Annotated in this window: 17 protein-coding genes; 8 read left to right on the plus strand and 9 right to left on the minus strand. The window is 63.3% G+C overall.

Annotated elements, in window-relative coordinates:
* Positions 1-46: 46 nt before the first annotated feature.
* A complete protein-coding gene (gene argE / locus AC0ZZU_RS12020) occupies positions 47-1213 on the minus strand; it encodes an acetylornithine deacetylase (RefSeq protein WP_476340913.1) in 1167 nt (388 codons plus the stop codon).
* Positions 1206-1880 (minus strand): DUF1028 domain-containing protein, encoded by a 675-nt coding sequence (locus AC0ZZU_RS12025; RefSeq protein WP_476340915.1) that lies wholly within the window; start codon positions 1878-1880, stop codon positions 1206-1208. The genes argE and AC0ZZU_RS12025 overlap by 8 nt, the downstream gene beginning before the upstream one ends.
* 309 nt (positions 1881-2189) lie before the next feature.
* On the opposite strand from AC0ZZU_RS12025, the gene AC0ZZU_RS12030 reads away from it, so the two are divergent.
* Both AC0ZZU_RS12030 and AC0ZZU_RS12035 read left to right on the plus strand, forming a co-directional pair.
* A complete protein-coding gene (locus AC0ZZU_RS12030) occupies positions 2190-3503 on the plus strand; it encodes a flavin-containing monooxygenase (RefSeq protein WP_476340917.1) in 1314 nt (437 codons plus the stop codon).
* Positions 3503-3919: a RidA family protein gene (locus AC0ZZU_RS12035; RefSeq protein ID WP_476340919.1), complete on the plus strand. Its 417-nt coding sequence runs from the start codon at positions 3503-3505 to the stop codon at positions 3917-3919. The genes AC0ZZU_RS12030 and AC0ZZU_RS12035 overlap by 1 nt, the downstream gene beginning before the upstream one ends.
* A gap of 39 nt (positions 3920-3958) precedes the next feature.
* Here the strand turns inward: AC0ZZU_RS12035 and AC0ZZU_RS12040 are convergent, their stop codons facing one another.
* Entirely contained in the window at positions 3959-4864 is a 906-nt protein-coding gene (locus AC0ZZU_RS12040; protein WP_476340920.1) for a LysR family transcriptional regulator, read from the minus strand.
* Positions 4865-5055: 191 nt separating this feature from the next.
* Positions 5056-5568 carry a superoxide dismutase [Cu-Zn] SodC gene (sodC, locus tag AC0ZZU_RS12045; protein WP_476340922.1) on the minus strand — a complete coding sequence of 171 codons (513 nt, stop codon included), beginning with the start codon at positions 5566-5568 and terminating at the stop codon, positions 5056-5058.
* 274 nt (positions 5569-5842) lie between these two features.
* On the opposite strand from sodC, the gene AC0ZZU_RS12050 reads away from it, so the two are divergent.
* The 3 genes from AC0ZZU_RS12050 to AC0ZZU_RS12060 all read left to right on the plus strand — a co-directional run bounded on the left by AC0ZZU_RS12050 (position 5843) and on the right by AC0ZZU_RS12060 (position 8872).
* On the plus strand, positions 5843-6700 hold the full coding sequence (locus AC0ZZU_RS12050; RefSeq protein ID WP_476340924.1) for an SDR family oxidoreductase: 858 nt from the start codon (positions 5843-5845) through the stop codon (positions 6698-6700).
* Positions 6701-6735: 35 nt separating this feature from the next.
* On the plus strand, positions 6736-6957 hold the full coding sequence (locus AC0ZZU_RS12055; protein ID WP_476340926.1) for a PLDc N-terminal domain-containing protein: 222 nt from the start codon (positions 6736-6738) through the stop codon (positions 6955-6957).
* 121 nt (positions 6958-7078) lie between these two features.
* Positions 7079-8872, plus strand: a complete 1794-nt coding sequence (locus AC0ZZU_RS12060; protein WP_476340928.1) for a thiamine pyrophosphate-requiring protein — start codon at positions 7079-7081, stop codon at positions 8870-8872.
* A gap of 19 nt (positions 8873-8891) precedes the next feature.
* Here AC0ZZU_RS12060 and AC0ZZU_RS12065 read toward each other — a convergent pair whose 3' ends face one another.
* On the minus strand, positions 8892-9161 hold the full coding sequence (locus AC0ZZU_RS12065; protein ID WP_476340930.1) for a hypothetical protein: 270 nt from the start codon (positions 9159-9161) through the stop codon (positions 8892-8894).
* A 273-nt stretch (positions 9162-9434) separates the two neighbouring features.
* A complete protein-coding gene (locus tag AC0ZZU_RS12070) occupies positions 9435-10562 on the minus strand; it encodes an alkene reductase (RefSeq protein WP_476340932.1) in 1128 nt (375 codons plus the stop codon).
* Between the two features lie 155 nt (positions 10563-10717).
* Here AC0ZZU_RS12070 and AC0ZZU_RS12075 point away from each other — a divergent pair, with 155 nt between their 5' ends.
* Both AC0ZZU_RS12075 and AC0ZZU_RS12080 read left to right on the plus strand, forming a co-directional pair.
* Positions 10718-11662 (plus strand): LysR family transcriptional regulator, encoded by a 945-nt coding sequence (locus AC0ZZU_RS12075; RefSeq protein ID WP_476340934.1) that lies wholly within the window; start codon positions 10718-10720, stop codon positions 11660-11662.
* Positions 11663-11787: 125 nt separating this feature from the next.
* A complete protein-coding gene (locus AC0ZZU_RS12080; RefSeq protein WP_476340936.1) occupies positions 11788-12849 on the plus strand; it encodes an SDR family oxidoreductase in 1062 nt (353 codons plus the stop codon).
* A gap of 27 nt (positions 12850-12876) precedes the next feature.
* Here the strand turns inward: AC0ZZU_RS12080 and AC0ZZU_RS12085 are convergent, their stop codons facing one another.
* Both AC0ZZU_RS12085 and AC0ZZU_RS12090 read right to left on the minus strand, forming a co-directional pair.
* Positions 12877-13839, minus strand: coding sequence for an aliphatic sulfonate ABC transporter substrate-binding protein (locus AC0ZZU_RS12085; RefSeq protein WP_476340938.1), 963 nt, complete (start codon positions 13837-13839; stop codon positions 12877-12879).
* A gap of 15 nt (positions 13840-13854) precedes the next feature.
* Positions 13855-14820 carry an ABC transporter substrate-binding protein gene (locus tag AC0ZZU_RS12090; RefSeq protein ID WP_476340940.1) on the minus strand — a complete coding sequence of 322 codons (966 nt, stop codon included), beginning with the start codon at positions 14818-14820 and terminating at the stop codon, positions 13855-13857.
* Positions 14821-15039: 219 nt separating this feature from the next.
* Here AC0ZZU_RS12090 and AC0ZZU_RS12095 point away from each other — a divergent pair, with 219 nt between their 5' ends.
* On the plus strand, positions 15040-15204 hold the full coding sequence (locus AC0ZZU_RS12095; protein ID WP_158459344.1) for a DUF2986 domain-containing protein: 165 nt from the start codon (positions 15040-15042) through the stop codon (positions 15202-15204).
* Here the strand turns inward: AC0ZZU_RS12095 and AC0ZZU_RS12100 are convergent.
* Positions 15182-16105 (minus strand): LysR substrate-binding domain-containing protein, encoded by a 924-nt coding sequence (locus AC0ZZU_RS12100; protein WP_476340941.1) that lies wholly within the window; start codon positions 16103-16105, stop codon positions 15182-15184. The two genes, AC0ZZU_RS12095 and AC0ZZU_RS12100, sit on opposite strands and share 23 nt — an antisense overlap.
* Positions 16106-16160 lie beyond the last annotated feature (55 nt).

Here is a 16160-nt window from a genome sequence, read left to right on the forward strand (position 1 = left end):
AGTCACTCCCAGCGGGCACAGGGCATTACCTTGCACATCCCCAGGTTCAGGGCCCTGCCTGGCGCAGGTAGTGGGCCAAGCGCTGCAGCATCGCATCGCATCCCGCCAACTGCTCCACGGTCACGAACTCATCCGGCTTGTGCCCTTGGTCCATGCTCCCAGGCCCACACACCACCGTCGGGATGCCGGCTTGCTCGAACAGCCCGCCTTCGGTGCCAAACGCCACCGTCCCGAACGCCGATGACCCACTGAGCAACGCCAATACCTGGGCGGCTTCGCTGTCAGCGGCGGTTGCCAATCCAGGATAGGCGCTCAAGGGCGTGAATCGGATGCCGGTGTCCGCCTGCACCGCATGCATCCGCGGCACCAGCTCAACCTGGGCGTAGGTCTGCAGCTCATCCGCCACCGCCTGCGCTTCAAAGCCTGGAAGGGCCCGCACTTCGAAGTCGAACTCGCACTCGGCAGGGACGATGTTCAGCGCCCGGCCACCCTTGATCATGCCGGTCTGCACCGTGGAAAACGGTGGGTCGAAGCGCGCGTCATGATGCTCCGGCCAGGCCAGTCCTTGTCCGATCTCGCCTAGCTTGCCGATCAGCCGCGCAGCGTATTCGATGGCGTTGACGCCTTGGGGCGCATAGGCCGAATGGCAAGCAGCACCCTGGACCTGGCAGCGCATGGCCAGCTTGCCCTTGTGGCCCAGCACGGGCTTGAGCTCGGTAGGCTCGCCGATCAGGCACAGCCGGGGCTTGTGCGGACGCTTCTGCAGGTCGGCCAGCATCGAGCGAACGCCGAGGCAACCGACTTCTTCGTCGTAGGAAAACGCCAGATGCACCGGGAGCCTCAAGGGCTCGGCGAGAAAGACCGGCACTGCGGCAAGCACCGAGGCGATGAAGCCTTTCATGTCGGCGGCGCCGCGTCCATACAGGCGGCCCTCCCGCTCGGTAAGGAGAAACGGCTCGACGGTCCAGGCCTGGCCGTCCACCGGCACCACATCGGTATGTCCGGACAACACTACGCCGCCACGATCGGTCGGGCCGATGGTCGCGAACAGGTTGGCCTTGGTGCCATCGTCGTTGTGAAACAGCTCGCTTTCCACGCCAAGACCGGCCAGGTAATCACGGATAAACGTAATCAACTCCAGGTTCGAATCGCGGCTGACCGTGGCAAAGCCGATCAGCCGCTCGAGCAGCGCGCGGCTGGTCGGTTCATTCATCGCCGGGCACTCCGTAGCTCGGGGCAGTGGTCGGGTCGAGCGCGCGGGTCACGTAGTCCTGCATTTGCGGGCGGTAGGCCTGCCAGAGCGCATCCAGCTGGCCGATCGGGTCTTGCTCGGCCCAGTCCACGCGCAGGTCCACCAGGGGCCAGGTGAGCTCGCCGGCGATCTTGAGCGCTGCCGAATGCACCGGCCCCGCTTCGCCACCCGCCTGGATCGCCGCATGCATGGCTGCCAGCAGGCGATCGGCGAGATGGCCGTGGTGCTGCTCGAAGGCACTGACCATGGCCTGGATGACCTGCGGGCCTGCCAGCATGTTGCCTGCAGCCACGCATTGATCCCCGGCCCCTGCGTTGTGCACACCGAGGGCCTGCTTGCCCGTGAACAGCGCAACCTGCCCCTGGCTGTCGATGACCGTCACCTGCCGGTACTCGCTCCAGCCATTGGCGCTCAATACACGGTCCAGCGCCGCCGTGGGCAGTTGCCCTTGCTCGAGGGCGTCGAGCACTTGCGGCCCAAGCGCTGGCAAGGTGATGTTCTGGCTTGCCACGGCGCCTACGCCGGCGCGTACCCACGGGCAACGGGCGCCGACGGCAATGCTCGATGAGCTGATGGCGATGCCAAGCTGGCCGGTTTCCTGGCAGCGACCGATGATGGAGAAGGTCATGTTGTTGCTCCTTGTTCGGTTTGAGTCATAGGTAAACAGCATTCTGGGGAGCACCCGGCAACAGCGAAACGACCTTTTTTATGGTTCCTGGAAAGGAAAAAAATAACGTGGCACCGGCGACGTCAGAACATCAGAAAAAAGCACGCATGAATTCGACAAAGGCCAATGAATACGGGGCCTTCAGATAATTATGGGCAAGTGTTAGCTAAATAATATTTTAACGTTCCATTGCCCTTCCCTAGTCTGGCTCCAGGCACAGGCGGTACCCCTACCGACCTCACAAGAACCGCCTTCAACAAGGGCTCAGACATGACAATCGACAAGACCGTTATTGATACGCTGGTAATTGGCGCAGGCCAGGCTGGCGTCGCCATGAGCGAACACCTGAGCAAACTCGGCGTGCCGCACCTGGTGCTGGAGCGCAACCGCATCGCCGAGGCCTGGCGCACCGGCCGCTGGGATTCGCTGGTCGCAAACGGCCCGGTGTGGCACGACCGCTTCCCTGGCCTGGAATTCGACCTGGACCCGGATGCTTTCGCGGGCAAGGACCAGGTGGCGGACTACTTCGAAGCCTATGCACATAAATTCAACCTGCCGATCCGCACGGGTGTCGAGGTCAGGAAGGTGGTCCGCAACGCCGACCGTCCCGGCTTCACCATCGAGACCTCCCAGGGCGTGATCCAGGCCAGCCGCGTAGTCGCCGCCACCGGCCCGTTCCAGCGCCCAGTGATCCCGCCGATCGCACCCAAGGATCCGGCCCTGCACCAGATCCACTCGGCTGCCTACTACAACCCTGAGCAGTTGCCCGAAGGCGCGGTGCTGGTGGTGGGCGCGGGATCGTCCGGCGTGCAGATCGCCGAGGAACTGATGCGCGCCGGGCGCAAGGTATACCTGTCGGTAGGTGCGCACGACCGCCCGCCACGCGCCTACCGCAACCGTGACTTCTGCTGGTGGCTGGGCGTATTGGGCGAGTGGGACGCAGAGATCGCCAAGCCCGGCCGCGAGCACGTGACCATCGCCGTGAGCGGTGCGCGTGGCGGCCATACCGTGGACTTCCGCGCGCTGGCGCATCAGGGCATGAACCTGGTCGGCCTGACCAAGGCGTTCAACGACGGTGTGGTCAGCTTCCAGGACGACCTGGCGGCCAACCTCGACCGTGGTGACGAAAACTACCTGGCCTTGCTGGATGCCGCCGATGCGTACATCGAGCGCAATGGCCTGGACCTGCCCGAAGAACCCGAAGCGCGACGCCGTCATCCTGAGCCTGAGTGCGTCAGCAACCCGATCGCTGAACTGGACCTTGCCAAGGCAGGCGTCACCTCGGTCATCTGGGCCACCGGCTATGCCACCGATTTCAGCTGGTTGCAGGTCGATGCCTTCGACCCCAACGGCAAGCCGAGGCACCAGCGCGGCGTGTCCAGCGAACCGGGCGTGTACTTCGTCGGCCTGCCATGGCTGTCGCGCCGGGGCTCCTCATTCATCTGGGGCGTGTGGCACGACGCCAAGCATGTTGCCGGACATATCGCCACGCAACGCACCTACCTTGCCTATCGAGACAGCACCCAGCGCCAGGCCGATGCCGAGCCTGCGCTCAAGAAAACCAGCCTCCAGGGAGTCAACTGATGCCAACCCATACCCGCATCCGCATGTTCAACACCAAGGCCACCTATCCCAACCAGACCCTGGACAATGACCTGTGCCAGGCCGTGCGGGCGGGTAACACCGTGTATGTGCGCGGCCAGGTCGGCACCGACTTCGAAGGCCGCCTGGTCGGCCTCGGAGACCCGCGCGCGCAAGCCGAGCAGGCGATGAAAAACGTCAAGCAGCTGCTCGAGGAGGCAGGCTCGGACATGTCGCACATCGTCAAGACCACCACCTATATCACCGACCCGCGCTTCCGGGAGGCGGTGTACCAGGAGGTCGGCAAGTGGCTCAAGGGCGTGTTCCCGATATCCACGGGGTTGGTAGTGGCCGGATTGGCCCAGCCGGAGTGGCTGATGGAGATCGACATCATCGCAGTGGTGCCGGACGAGATGTAACCCCCGGCCCGCCCTGCAAAAGGGCGGGCCGGGCTGCTCTCAGATCCGCCCCAGCTCTTCGCGGCAGAAGTCCACGAACAGCTGGGCGGGCTTGGTCAGCTGGACCCGCTTCAATCGCGCGGCAGCAAGCCCCGAGGTCGCCACCGGCTCGGCGATCTCGACCGTCACCACCTTCTGCCCGTCGTAGGTGCACTCCGAATGCGGCCGGGTCACCAGCAGCGAAAACCCGAACCCCTGCCCCACCATCCCCCGCACCATCTCGATAGAGGGCGAACTGAACACGATGTTCGGCGTCAGCCCCATGTCGTTGAACAGGCTCACGAAGTACGTACGGCTGGGCGCAACGTCGAGCAGGATCATCGGTTCCGGGCAGAGGTCGCGCAGCGACACCTGGGCCTGGCCGGCAAACCGGTGTTTCTCGGGCAACAGCACGTAGGGTTTTTGCGGGGGCATCAATGGCTCGGCTTCGATGGTGCCATCCAGGTCATGGTCATAGAGGAACGCCACATCGAAAGTGCCAGCGGTCAGGCCCTGGATCAGGTCTTGTTGCTCACCGTCACGCAAGCGGATATCAACGCCCGGGTAGCGCTCGCGAAACCCGGCGATCAGCCGCGGCAGGTACAAGGGGGCCACGGTCTCGAAGCAGCCGATGTCGATCTGCCCGGCCACGGTGTCGTTGTCAGCCAGGGCGTTCTGCTCGAACTCGTGGGTCATCTGCAACAGCGCCCGGGTCTTGGCGTAGAAGCGCTTTCCACTGGGCGTCAGCGACACGCCCTGGGCGTGATGGCGAATGAAAAGCTGCACGCCAAAGCTTTCTTCGAGACTCTTGATGGCGGTCGAGATGGATGGCTGGGCGATGTACAGCTGGCGTGAGGCCTCGGCTACGCTGCCGGCCTCGACGGTGGTGACGAAATACTTGAGTTGTCGCAGGGTATAGGCAGCCACAGGCACCTCTCTGGCGCCGGAACATGCCGCGCGCGGGACTGATAGGGATAACCGTCACATTACCCTAGCGGCGCTGCGCCGGGCGCCTGCCCGACAAAGGATTTACCTAAGGCTGAAAGATATTTTTGCTGGCCTCGCGTGCTGCGGGGCGCGCGGGGAAATGTCCCCACGCGCGCCGCGCCCTCGGGCTGTTACTTCACCACGCCACAGGCAAAGCGCGCACCGCCGCCACCGAGTGCTTCGGGATGGTCGCTGTGATTGTCGCCACCGACGTGCACCATCAGCGCATGGCCCTTGAACTCGTCGGCCTTCAGGCGTGGAGCCAGCACCGGGTAGGTGGCCTTGCCGTCGGCACCGACGTAGATCGCCGGCAGGTCGCCCTTGTGACCGCTGTCGTCATAGGGCCCCTTGTGCGCGGTGGTCTTGGCTGGATCCCAATGCCCGCCTGCCGCACCCGCCGGTACTGTCTTGCCGTCAGCCTGGGCAGCGTCGCAGGAAGGATTCTGGTGCAGGTGGAAGCCGTGCACGCCTGGCTCGAGATCCTTCAGGTCCGGGGTAAGCAGGGTGCCGTACTTGTTCTGCTCGATGGTGATGCTGCCGATCGGTTTGCCGACGCCATCAGGCCCCGCCAGATTGATCTCGACGGTCTGGGCCTGGGCCAGGCCGGCGGTGGCCAGCAAGGCGGTCAATACGACTGCTTTCATCTTCGTCTCTCCATTGATTGAGGCTGTTGTCCTGCAACAGGCAGTACACGCCTGTCATTACCACGCTTCACGATGGGACCACGCGGCGGTGTATTCGATTCCATCATGGGCGCCGTTTTCCTGTGGAAATGGTTTCCAGCGCACCAGCTGGAATCGCCAATGATAACCATGCTCATGCCCATTCGTCGCGCCGTGGCGTCATCAGATCCAACTGCATGGGTTTCCGGGTTTCCAACAAGGCAACAGTCATCACATCTGCGACAGGAGTAACGGTATGCGTGATTACCCCATTCCCCCTTTCCCCAAGCAAGCCCAGAAAGTGCCCGGCGAGCAGAGCAAGATGGAACCCTATCCGGATTGCGGCGAGCAGAGCTACGTCGGCCACGGGCGCCTGACCGACAAGGTGGCACTGATCACCGGTGCCGACAGCGGTATCGGCCGGGCGGTGGCTATCGCCTTTGCCCGCGAAGGCGCCGATGTGGTCATCGCCTATCTTGACGAGCACGAGGATGCCCGCGAGACCGCGCGCTGGGTCGAACAGGCCGGGCGCCAGTGCCTGCTGCTGTCGGGTGACCTGGCACAGAAGGCGCATTGTGACGAGCTGGTGACCAAGACGGTCGAGCGCTTCGGGCGCATCGATGTGCTCGTCAACAACGCGGCCTTCCAGATGAGCCATGAGAGCATCGAGGACATTCCCGACGAGGAATGGGTACGCACGTTCGACGTCAACATCACCGCGATCTTCCGTATCTGCAAGGCGGCGCTGCCCTACATGGCCAAGGGCAGCTCGATCATCAATACCACCTCCGTGAACTCGGACTCGCCCACACCCAGCCTGCTGGGCTACGCCGCGACCAAGGGCGCGATCGCCAACTTCTCGGCGGGCCTTGCGCAGATGCTCGGGCCGAAGGGCATCCGGGTCAACAGCGTTGCGCCTGGCCCGATCTGGACGCCGCTCATCGTTGCCACCATGCCCGAGGAAGAGGCATCCAATTTCGGCAGCCAGACGCCCCTTGCCCGGCCGGGCCAGCCCGTAGAGGTGTCGCCAATCTACGTCCTGCTGGCGTCGGACGAAGGCAGCTACATCTCGGGCAGCCGGTATGGGGTTACTGGGGGCAAGCCGATCCTCTAGACCTTTTTGCTGATCATCGACAGAGGTGACGCACCATGGAGACATCATTCTTCTGGCTCGCCGGAGCCGTCATTATCCTGCTGCTCGACCTGTGGGCGTTGAACAGCGTCTGGCGAAGCACCAAGAGCGCGGGCACCAAGCTGGCCTGGACTGTGCTGATCTTCGTGCTGCCCCTCGTGGGCCTGGCCATCTGGGGCGTTGCTGGCCCCAGGGGCATTGCCAGGCCGCCAAGCTCGCCCAACCACAGCAAGGGCTGAAACTGTTCCGCGCACAGTCCTCGTGGGTTTCATGAAATGAGTCTGAACGCCTGCTTCGCCCTGTAAGTCGTAACTTTCATTGACTAGCTGCGCGCTTCTGGCGCAACGAGGAGAGGAAAAGATGGCGACTACAGTAGGCGACTTCCTGGTCGAACGACTCAGCCAGTGGGGCGTGACGCGTATATTCGGGTACCCCGGCGATGGCATCAATGGGGTATTCGGTGCCATGCGCAGGTCGGGCAAGATCGAGTTCATCCAGTGCCGCCACGAGGAAATGGCCGCCTTCATGGCCAGTGCCCATGCCAAGTTCACAGGCGAGCTGGGTGTATGCATCGCTACTTCCGGTCCCGGTGCCTCGCACCTGCTCACGGGTCTTTATGACGCTCGCATGGACCATATGCCCGTGCTTGCGATTGTCGGACAGCAAGCCCGCGCTGCGCTGGGCGGCCACTATCAGCAAGAGCTCGACCTGGTGTCGATGTTCAAGGACGTGGCCGGCGCATTCGTGCAGCAGGCTTCGGTGCCTTCGCAAGTACGTCATCTGGTGGACCGCGCTGTCCGCACTGCCTTGGGTGAGCGCAAGGTCACCGCCATGATCTTGCCCAACGACCTGCAGGAACTCCCCTACGAAGAACCGGAACGGGCTCACGGCACGGTGCATTCTGGTGTCGGCTTCAGCCGTCCCAAGGTCGTCCCCTATGACGCAGACCTGCAACGCGCTGCCAAGGTGCTCAACGAGGGCAAGAAAGTCGCGATCCTCGTAGGCGCTGGCGCCCTGCAAGCCAGCGAGCAGGTCCGCGCCATTGCCGACAAACTTGGCGCCGGCGTAGCCAAGGCCTTGCTCGGCAAGGCCGTGCTGCCCGATGAGCTGCCATGGGTGACCGGCAGCATCGGTCTGCTTGGCACCGAGCCCAGCTATGACCTGATGAACGAGTGCGACACGTTGCTGATGATCGGCTCGGGCTTCCCCTATTCGGAGTTCCTGCCCAAGGAGGGCCAGGCACGCGGCGTGCAGATCGACCTGGCGCCCGACATGCTCAGCCTGCGCTACCCCATGGAGGTCAATCTGGTCGGCGACGCCAGTGACACCCTCGACGCGCTGCTCCCGCTGATCGAGCAGAAGACCGATCGCAAGTGGCGCGACAGGATCGAACACTGGCGCGCCGCCTGGGACAAGAAGCTGGACAAGCGCGCGCTCACCTCCGCCGACCCGGTCAATCCCCAGCGCGTGGTCCACGAACTGTCCCCACGCCTGCCCGACAACTCAATCATCACCAGCGACTCGGGCTCCTGCGCGAACTGGTTTGCCCGCGACCTTAAAATGCGCGAGGGCATGATGTGCTCGCTATCGGGCGGGCTTGCCAGCATGGGCGCGGCGGTGCCCTACGCGATTGCTGCGAAATTCGCTCACCCCGAGCGTCAAGTGGTTGCCCTGGTCGGTGATGGCGCCATGCAGATGAACAATCTCGCCGAGCTCATCACTGTGGCCAAGTACTGGCAGCAGTGGGCCAATGGCAAGTGGATCTGCGCAGTGTTCAACAATCAGGACCTGAATCAGGTGACGTGGGAACAACGCGTCATGGAAGGCGACCCCAAGTACGCCGCGTCGCAGGATATTCCCGACGTGCCGTATCACCTGTTCGCGATTTCCATCGGGCTCAAGGGCATCTACGTCGAGCGGGAAGATGAAGTGGCCGCGGCGTGGGAAACAGCGTTGGCCAGTGACGTGCCGGTGGTGATCGAATTCCGCACCGACCCCAACGTCGCCCCCCTGCCTCCGCACATCAAGCTTGAACAGGCGAAGAAATTCGCTTCAACCCTGCTGCAGGGCGATCCCGACCAGGCCGGCATTCTCAAGCAGACGGCCAAGCAGCTGATCAGCAGCGTGCTGCCTGGGCGCAGCAAGGACAGCTGAGTCCCTGGTATCGAGGCGGTCAGGCGAGGGGCCGGGCCGCCTTGACAGTTGCGTGGATGCCATCAAGGTATTGTGCCCTGAGCTCATCGGCCAAGGGCCCGAGGATCGGATTACGACGAAACGGGCCCAGCAGCGATTCGATCACCCGGTATACCGTGGCAATGGCTGCATCGATGCTCGCCGGTACCAGTGGGTCGAAGTCGATGCCTTGCATTTCGATGTCCAGGCGCATCAGCACGGGTTGCGCGCTTTGCATTTGATGACGGAGCACTTCAGTACAGGGTTCCACGCTCACCTCCTTGTGATATGACCCGCGGCCGGTGAGGCGGGCGGGCCTGCAATCAAAGTGTCTTGCGACTGCAATTTTTATGTAATGCAGGAAGTTACGCGGGGAATATTTCACTTGTGTTACAGGGGATGTGTTCGGAGCGTGCGCTTGGGGCCTTGTGTTGCCGCTGATATCGAGCGCCGCGCGGGCGGCGCTAGATCTCAGCGGCGCTGCAAAAACCAAGCGAACACCTCGGCGCTTGATCTCTACATCGCTAAGATTCACACCCTCCGATCAAACCGCCTCGTAGGGCGAATAATCCACATACCCCTTCCCATCACCCCCGTAGTACGTCTCCCGATCCGGCGTAGTCAGCGGCCAGCCATGCTTCAACCGCGCCACCAGGTCGGGGTTGGCAATGAATGGCTGCCCGAAGCCTGCCAGGTCGATCAGCCCGGCATCCACCAGATCCTGCGCACGCTCCAGCGTCATGTCGCCCGCCAGGATCAGCGCGGTGCCGTTCAACTGTGCCTTGCAGTGGCGCAGCAGTTCACGCAGTGCCTGCTCCTGCTTTTCAGCGCCCTCGCTGGCGAGGAAGAAATGAGTCTGGTCCATGACGTGGACATAGGCGATGCCGCGCTGGCCCATGCCGGCGCAGAGCGCCGAATAGGTCTCGTCGATTTCGGGATAGATGGGCATGTCGAACAGCTGGCCGTAGGGCGAGATGCGGATGCCCACGCGATTCGCGCCAATGCGCGCGCACACCGCGTCGACGATTTCGAATACGAAGCGCAGGCGGTCTTCAAGGTTTTGCGCTGAGTAACGATCGGTGCGGTCGTTGATGCGCGGGTTGAGGAACTGCTCGATCAGGTAGCCGTTGGCGCCATGGATTTCCACGCCATCAAAGCCCGCTGCAATGGCGTTTTCCGCCGCCTGGGCAAAGTCCTCGACCACCCGGCCGACCTCGTCGGAACTCAGCGCTCGCGGTACGGAGGTCGCAACGAAGCCCGGCTCGCCAGTTTCGTCGTAACCAAAGGCAATCGCGCCCTCGGCGGCCTTGTTCGTCGAGCTAACCGGCGCCTGGCCGTCGAGCTGGATCGAGGTGTGCGAGACACGCCCCACATGCCACAGCTGGGCGAACATGCGCCCGCCTACGCTGCGGACCGAGTCGGTAACCAGCTTCCAGCCCTTGATCTGTTCGGGTGTGAAAATACCGGGATTGAACAGGTAGCCCTGCCCCTCGCGGGAGATGGGCGTGCCTTCGGAAACGATCAGGCCGGCTGTGCCGCGCTGGGTGTAATGCAGCGCGATCTGCTCGGTGGCGATGTCCTCCGGCGCACGTGAGCGAGTCATCGGCGCCATCACGAAACGGTTGTTCAGCGTGAGACCGGCAAGGTCGTAGGTATCAAACAGATCGGTCATCGGGTGTGGCCTCCAAAACGTGGAAATCCGCTGGGCGTCAGCACGTGGCTGTTGAGCACATGCGGCATTTCGCATAGCTTATTGGAGAATTAAGACCATCATTTAAGCCATTTCCTACGAGGTGATGTGAATCCATATCACCAATGCGAGACGCCATGATCTCTTCCGAAACGCTCAAGGGCATTCACGTATTTGTCTGCGTGGCCAACGTCGGCAGCTTCTCTGCCGCTGCCCGGCGCCTGAACCTCACCAACTCCGCCGTCAGCAAAGGCATCGCCCGCCTCGAGCAGCGCCTGGAGCTGCGCCTGTTCAACCGCACCACTCGACGACTTTCGCTGACCGATGCCGGCGCGCAGTACTACCGCACCTGCTCGGAAGTGCTCGGCTGTCTCGAAGAGGCCGAGCAGACCCTGCGCGACCAGGACGCCGAACCCCGAGGCCGGGTGCGCCTGGACTTGCCGGCCTCCTACGGGCGTGTACATGTGCTGCCGCTGCTGCTGGATTTCTTGCGCGGCCACCCGCAGCTGCTGCCTCACATCACCTTTTCCGACCGCTTTGTCGATCCCGTCGAGCAAGGTATCGACATCGTCGTGCGCATCGGCGCCCCCGATGCCTGGCCCGCCCTGCTCGGCCACCAGTATCTGGGAGCCCAACGCCTGGTGTTCTGCGCCGCGCCTGCGTACCTCGAAGCCCGCGGCACACCCGCCACCGCCGACGACCTCGACGCCCACGACTGTATTCTCTATGGCCACGAAGACGGTGCCGTGACCCCCTGGTACTTCTCCAGCCAACCCGGTCACGTCGACCGCCGTCTGATGCAAGGTCGGATTGCCATTGGCGACGGCGAAAGCCAGCTCATGGCTGCAGTCGCGGGCGCGGGCATCACCCAGCTGCCCACCTGGCTGGTGAACCGGTACCTGGCAACGGGCGAGCTCGTCGAGGTGCTGCCGCAGCTCGCGATGGACAGCCTGCCGCTGAATCTGGTCTGGCTGAAAAGCCGGCAGAGCCTGCCGAAGGTGCGGGCGCTGCTGCAGGTGCTGGGGGCATGCCTCACGCCGTCTGGACGGGTCGACCCGCCGACTGTCTTCCCGACCCTGTGACTACTTCTTCTTTGCTCGAACAGAAGCTGGCCTCTGGCCGACACGGGGGCGAGCACAATGGCTGTAGATCCGCAGGAACCTCCAGTGCCTCTGCGAGCCAAAAAGCTACACCCCAGGAGAAACTCATGAACCATACAGCATTGATAGTGGGCGCCAGCGGCATCGTTGGCAGCGCCATCACCCAGTTACTGCTCGACAACCAATGGCAGGTCGCGGCGCTTTCGCGTCATCCTTCGCCAGCTTCCGGCGTGATTCCCGTCGCCGCGGACCTCCAGGACCCGGCGTCTCTGAAACACGCGCTGGCCGACTTGAAACCTACCCACGTATTCATCACCACCTGGTCTCGGCAAGCCACGGAAGCCGAGAATATCCGGGTCAACGCCGCGATGGTGCGCAACGTCCTGGATGCGGTCCGCCCCGCCGGCAGTGTCCAGCATGTGGCCTTGGTCACCGGCTTGAAGCATTACCTTGGTCCATTCGAAGCCTATGGCAAGGGCAGCCTTCCGCAGACTCCGTTCCGCGAAGACCAGGGCCGTCTGGACATTGAAAACTTCTACTATGCCCAGGAAGACGAAGTGTTCGCCGCCGCAGAGAAGGACGGCTTCACCTGGAGCGTGCACCGGCCGCATACCGTCACCGGCGTCGCCGTCGGCAATGCGATGAACATGGCGACCACCCTTGCCGTCTACGCCACGATCTGCAAACACACCGGGCGCCCGTTCGTGTTTCCAGGCTCAAGGGTGCAATGGGACAGCCTCACCGACATGACCGACGCACGCCAGCTTGCCAAGCAGCAACTCTGGGCCGCCACAACCCCCGCAGCTGCCAACCAAGCCTTCAACATCACCAATGGTGACGTGTTCCGCTGGAAATGGATGTGGGGCCAGATCGCGCGATACTTCGGCCTGGACCCTGCAGACTACCCGGCTGCGGCTTCGCCACTTGAAACGCAGATGGCGGATGACCAGACGCCCTGGAGCCAGATCGTCGCGGAACACGGGCTCGAGGAGGCGGATATCACCCGCCTGGTTTCGCCGTGGCACACCGATGCGGACCTCGGGCGTCCGATTGAAGTGGTCACGGACATGTCGAAGAGCCGGGGCATGGGATTCACGGCGTATCAGGCCAGCGATCAGGCGTTTTTCGATGTGTTCGACAGGTTGCGGGCGGAGCGGTTGATACCGTAGAGATCTGCCCCAGCCCTGTTTCGTTTTTCACTGAACAGCCTTGGGCTCGTACAGCGTCACGGCCCGGGCGTCCACCGGCTTGGGCAGCAGGCCTTCACGCAGGAACGCATCGGCGATGCGCTGCTGCTCACCCAGGTCGTCCAGGCGCACTGGCTGCACGTCATAGCTGCGACGGGCATTGGCCTGCTGCACCGTGGCGCTGTCCAGATTACCCCACAGCGGTCCGAGGACACGGGCGGCACCCTCCGGGTTGGCCTTGGTCCACTGGCCGATTTCACGCAATGCGAGATACACCTGTTGGAGTACCTCTGGATGCGCCTTGGCGTAGTCGCTGCCGGCGAGGTAGTAGCGCTGGTAACTGGCCAGGCCGCTGCCGTCGGCGAGGATGCGTGCGTTCTGCTGGCGCTGCGCGCTGGCCACATACGGGTCCCAGGTCACCCAGGCATCGACCTTGCGGTTCTCGAAAGCGGCGCGGCCATCGGCAGGGATCAAGTAGGCCGGGCTGATGTCCTTGAAACTCAATCCAGCCTTGGCCAGGGCCTGGATCAGCAGGTAGTGGCTGCCGGCGGCCTTGGTCACGGCGACACGCTTGCCTTTCAGGTCGGCCAAGGTCTTGAGCGGGGAGTCAGCCGGCACCAGGATCGCCTGGGCGGTTGGCGATGGTGTCTCGCGGGCAAAGTAGGTCAGCCGCGCACCCGCAGCCTGGGTGAACACCGGCACCGTATCGGCGACATCCGCCGAGAGGTCGACATTGCCCAGGTTGAGCGCTTCGAGCAGCGGCAGGCCGCTCGGGAACACATGCCAGCTGACACGGATGCCCTCTTTCTGTAGCCGCTGCTCGAGCGTGCCGCGCGCCTTGAGCAGGGTCAGCAGGGTGGATGATTTCTGGTAGCCGATCCGCAAGGTCTGCTCGGCGCTGGCGAGCCCCGGCAGCAGGCCGCCGATCAGCAGGCCGGCGGCCAGGTGACGCAGGCGTTTGAAATGAGGCATGGGGGCATTCTCCGATCAGTGTTGGGCTGCGACGGCGTCCGGGCTGGGCACGCTGAAGCCTTTGGCGAAGGTGGGGGCCACGTCCAGGCGCTCGCTCATCAAGCCATGGGCGTGGTAGAAGTCGGCGGTCTCCTGCTGTTCGGCGATAGTCTTCGCATCGATGCCCTGCCAGTTCAGCTTGCGGCGCTCGAACTGCAGGCGGGCGGCGTCCTGGGGGAAGCCGATGATCTTCGCCAGGGTGCTCGAATAACTGTCCAGGTGCTGGTAGGCCCAGACCTGCGCGCCAGCCAGCCGCTTGAGATAATCCTCCAGCGCAGCCCGTCGTGCCGGATCGTCCAGGGCACTTTCGGTCGCGGCGAGAAAGCTGTTGCCGCTCGAGAGGCCTCGGCCATCCACCAGCACCCTGCCCTGCCCGCTCAGCTCGGCAAGTGCGGTATAGGGTTCCCAGGTCGACCACGCATCCACCGAGCCATTGGCCAGGGCAATCTTCGCGTCCACCGGGCCAAGGAAACGGAACTCCACGTCCTTTTCGCTCAAGCCGACCTTGTCGAGTGCCTTGAGCGCCAGATGATGGCCGATCGAACCCCGGCCGGTAGCGATGCGCTTGCCCTTGAGCTCGGCTGCGGTCTGCAGCGGCGCGTCGGGGCGCACCAGCAGCGCGGTGCCGTACGGGTCTGATTTGTCGACTGCAACCGCCTTGACCGGTGCGCCAGAAGCCAGCACGAATAACAGGGGTGCATCGCCGATGATGCCGGCATCGATCGCCCCGGCGTTCAGCGCCTCCGCCAACGGCGCGGCAGCGGGGAATTCGGCCCATTTGATCTCATAGGGCAGGTTGCGCAGGGCATCGGCGGCCTCGAGCTGGGCGCGCATGTTGCCCTTCTGGTCTCCGATGCGAAGGGTCAGGCGGTCGGCGGCAAGGGCCTGGGTGGCCGCGAGCAAGGCGGCGGCGAGAATCAGAAAGCGCGGACGTGTGTGCATGATGCTCCTTAGGGTTGTACCTGTACCGGCCTGGGCGGTAGAAGCCCAACTCTAACGAGCATCTGATGATTAATTAAATTGATTTTAGGAATAAGCTAATATGCAAAGTCTGAATTACGGGGATTTCGCTTTCGATTGAGGCGATCCGTCGAGCTGTCGTTTCTGCCTGTCTTCTCTTGAGCTGATATCATTCCAGGCTTCGCAAGTCGGGTTGATCACATGAATCGTCAAAAGAAGCTGCAGCAGTTATTCAAGGCGCGCGCCAAGAAGGCCAGTGCCAAACTGGCACCGAAGAGCAAGGACAAGTACATCAGCAAGGCTGACCGATTGAAGCTTGCGGCTGAGTCGGCTGATGAGGCAGTCACTCCACCACTGCAGCAGTAAGCGCGGCATTGGTCTGGGGATCAGCGGGATAAAGCTCGTCGAGAACCTGCATCAACGCCCGTTTGCGCGGGCTTTCCAGTCCTGTCCAGGCTACGCCGATGCCCGCGCCGCTCATGGCCAGGTTCAACGGCCGGGTTACCACCCCGAGGGGCAGTGCCGACGCAGCGCCGCTCGGCAAGATGCCGATCCCCAGGCCTGCGGCCACCAACGCCAACTGAGTCGTGAACTCGCCCATTTCCCGGGCAATCGTCAGGGTGATCTTGCGTCGCTGGAAACCCGCCAGCATCTGGTCATGCAAACCGGGAGCGAACTTGCGCGCCAGCACCAGTACTTGAGCCTCGGCCAGGTCCCGAGGCTGTATGCGGCGCTGGTTGCACAGGGGATGGTCTTGGCGCAGCGCTACCACCAGTGATTCCTCGAAGAGCATCCGGGTAAGCACGCCCGGTACGTTCAGGGGCAGGCGTACCAGCCCAAAATCCAAGGCATTGTCCAGCAAAGCCCGGCCCTGCGGGAGTGATGGCATGTCCTTGAGCTCAAGCTCGATACGCGGATAGCGCTCCTCCAGCGTACGCACGAGCCGGGGCAGCAAGTGCGACAACGTCGAAGACACGAACGCAAGGCGCAACACGCCTACTTCTCCAGCCGCCGCCTGCTGCAGCACCTCCCGCGCCCGCGCTGCCTGCCGCAAGGTCGCCAGAGCCTCGGGCAGAAACAGCGCCCCCTCCTCGGTCAACTCGACCCGGTGCCGGTCACGCTCGAACAACAACGCCCCGACATCTTCCTCAAGCGCACGGATCTGCGCACTCAAGGCCGGCTGGACGATGTGCAGCCGCGCCGCTGCGCGACCAAAGTGCAGTTCTTCGGCCAGGGTCGCAAACGCCCGCAGATGCTTGAGTTCCATACGTCCCCCCAATTGGAAACCAGTCATTGGTGATCACGATCGGTGATCACGGGAT

The sequence above is a fragment of the Pseudomonas sp. JE3303 genome (assembly GCF_056312565.1).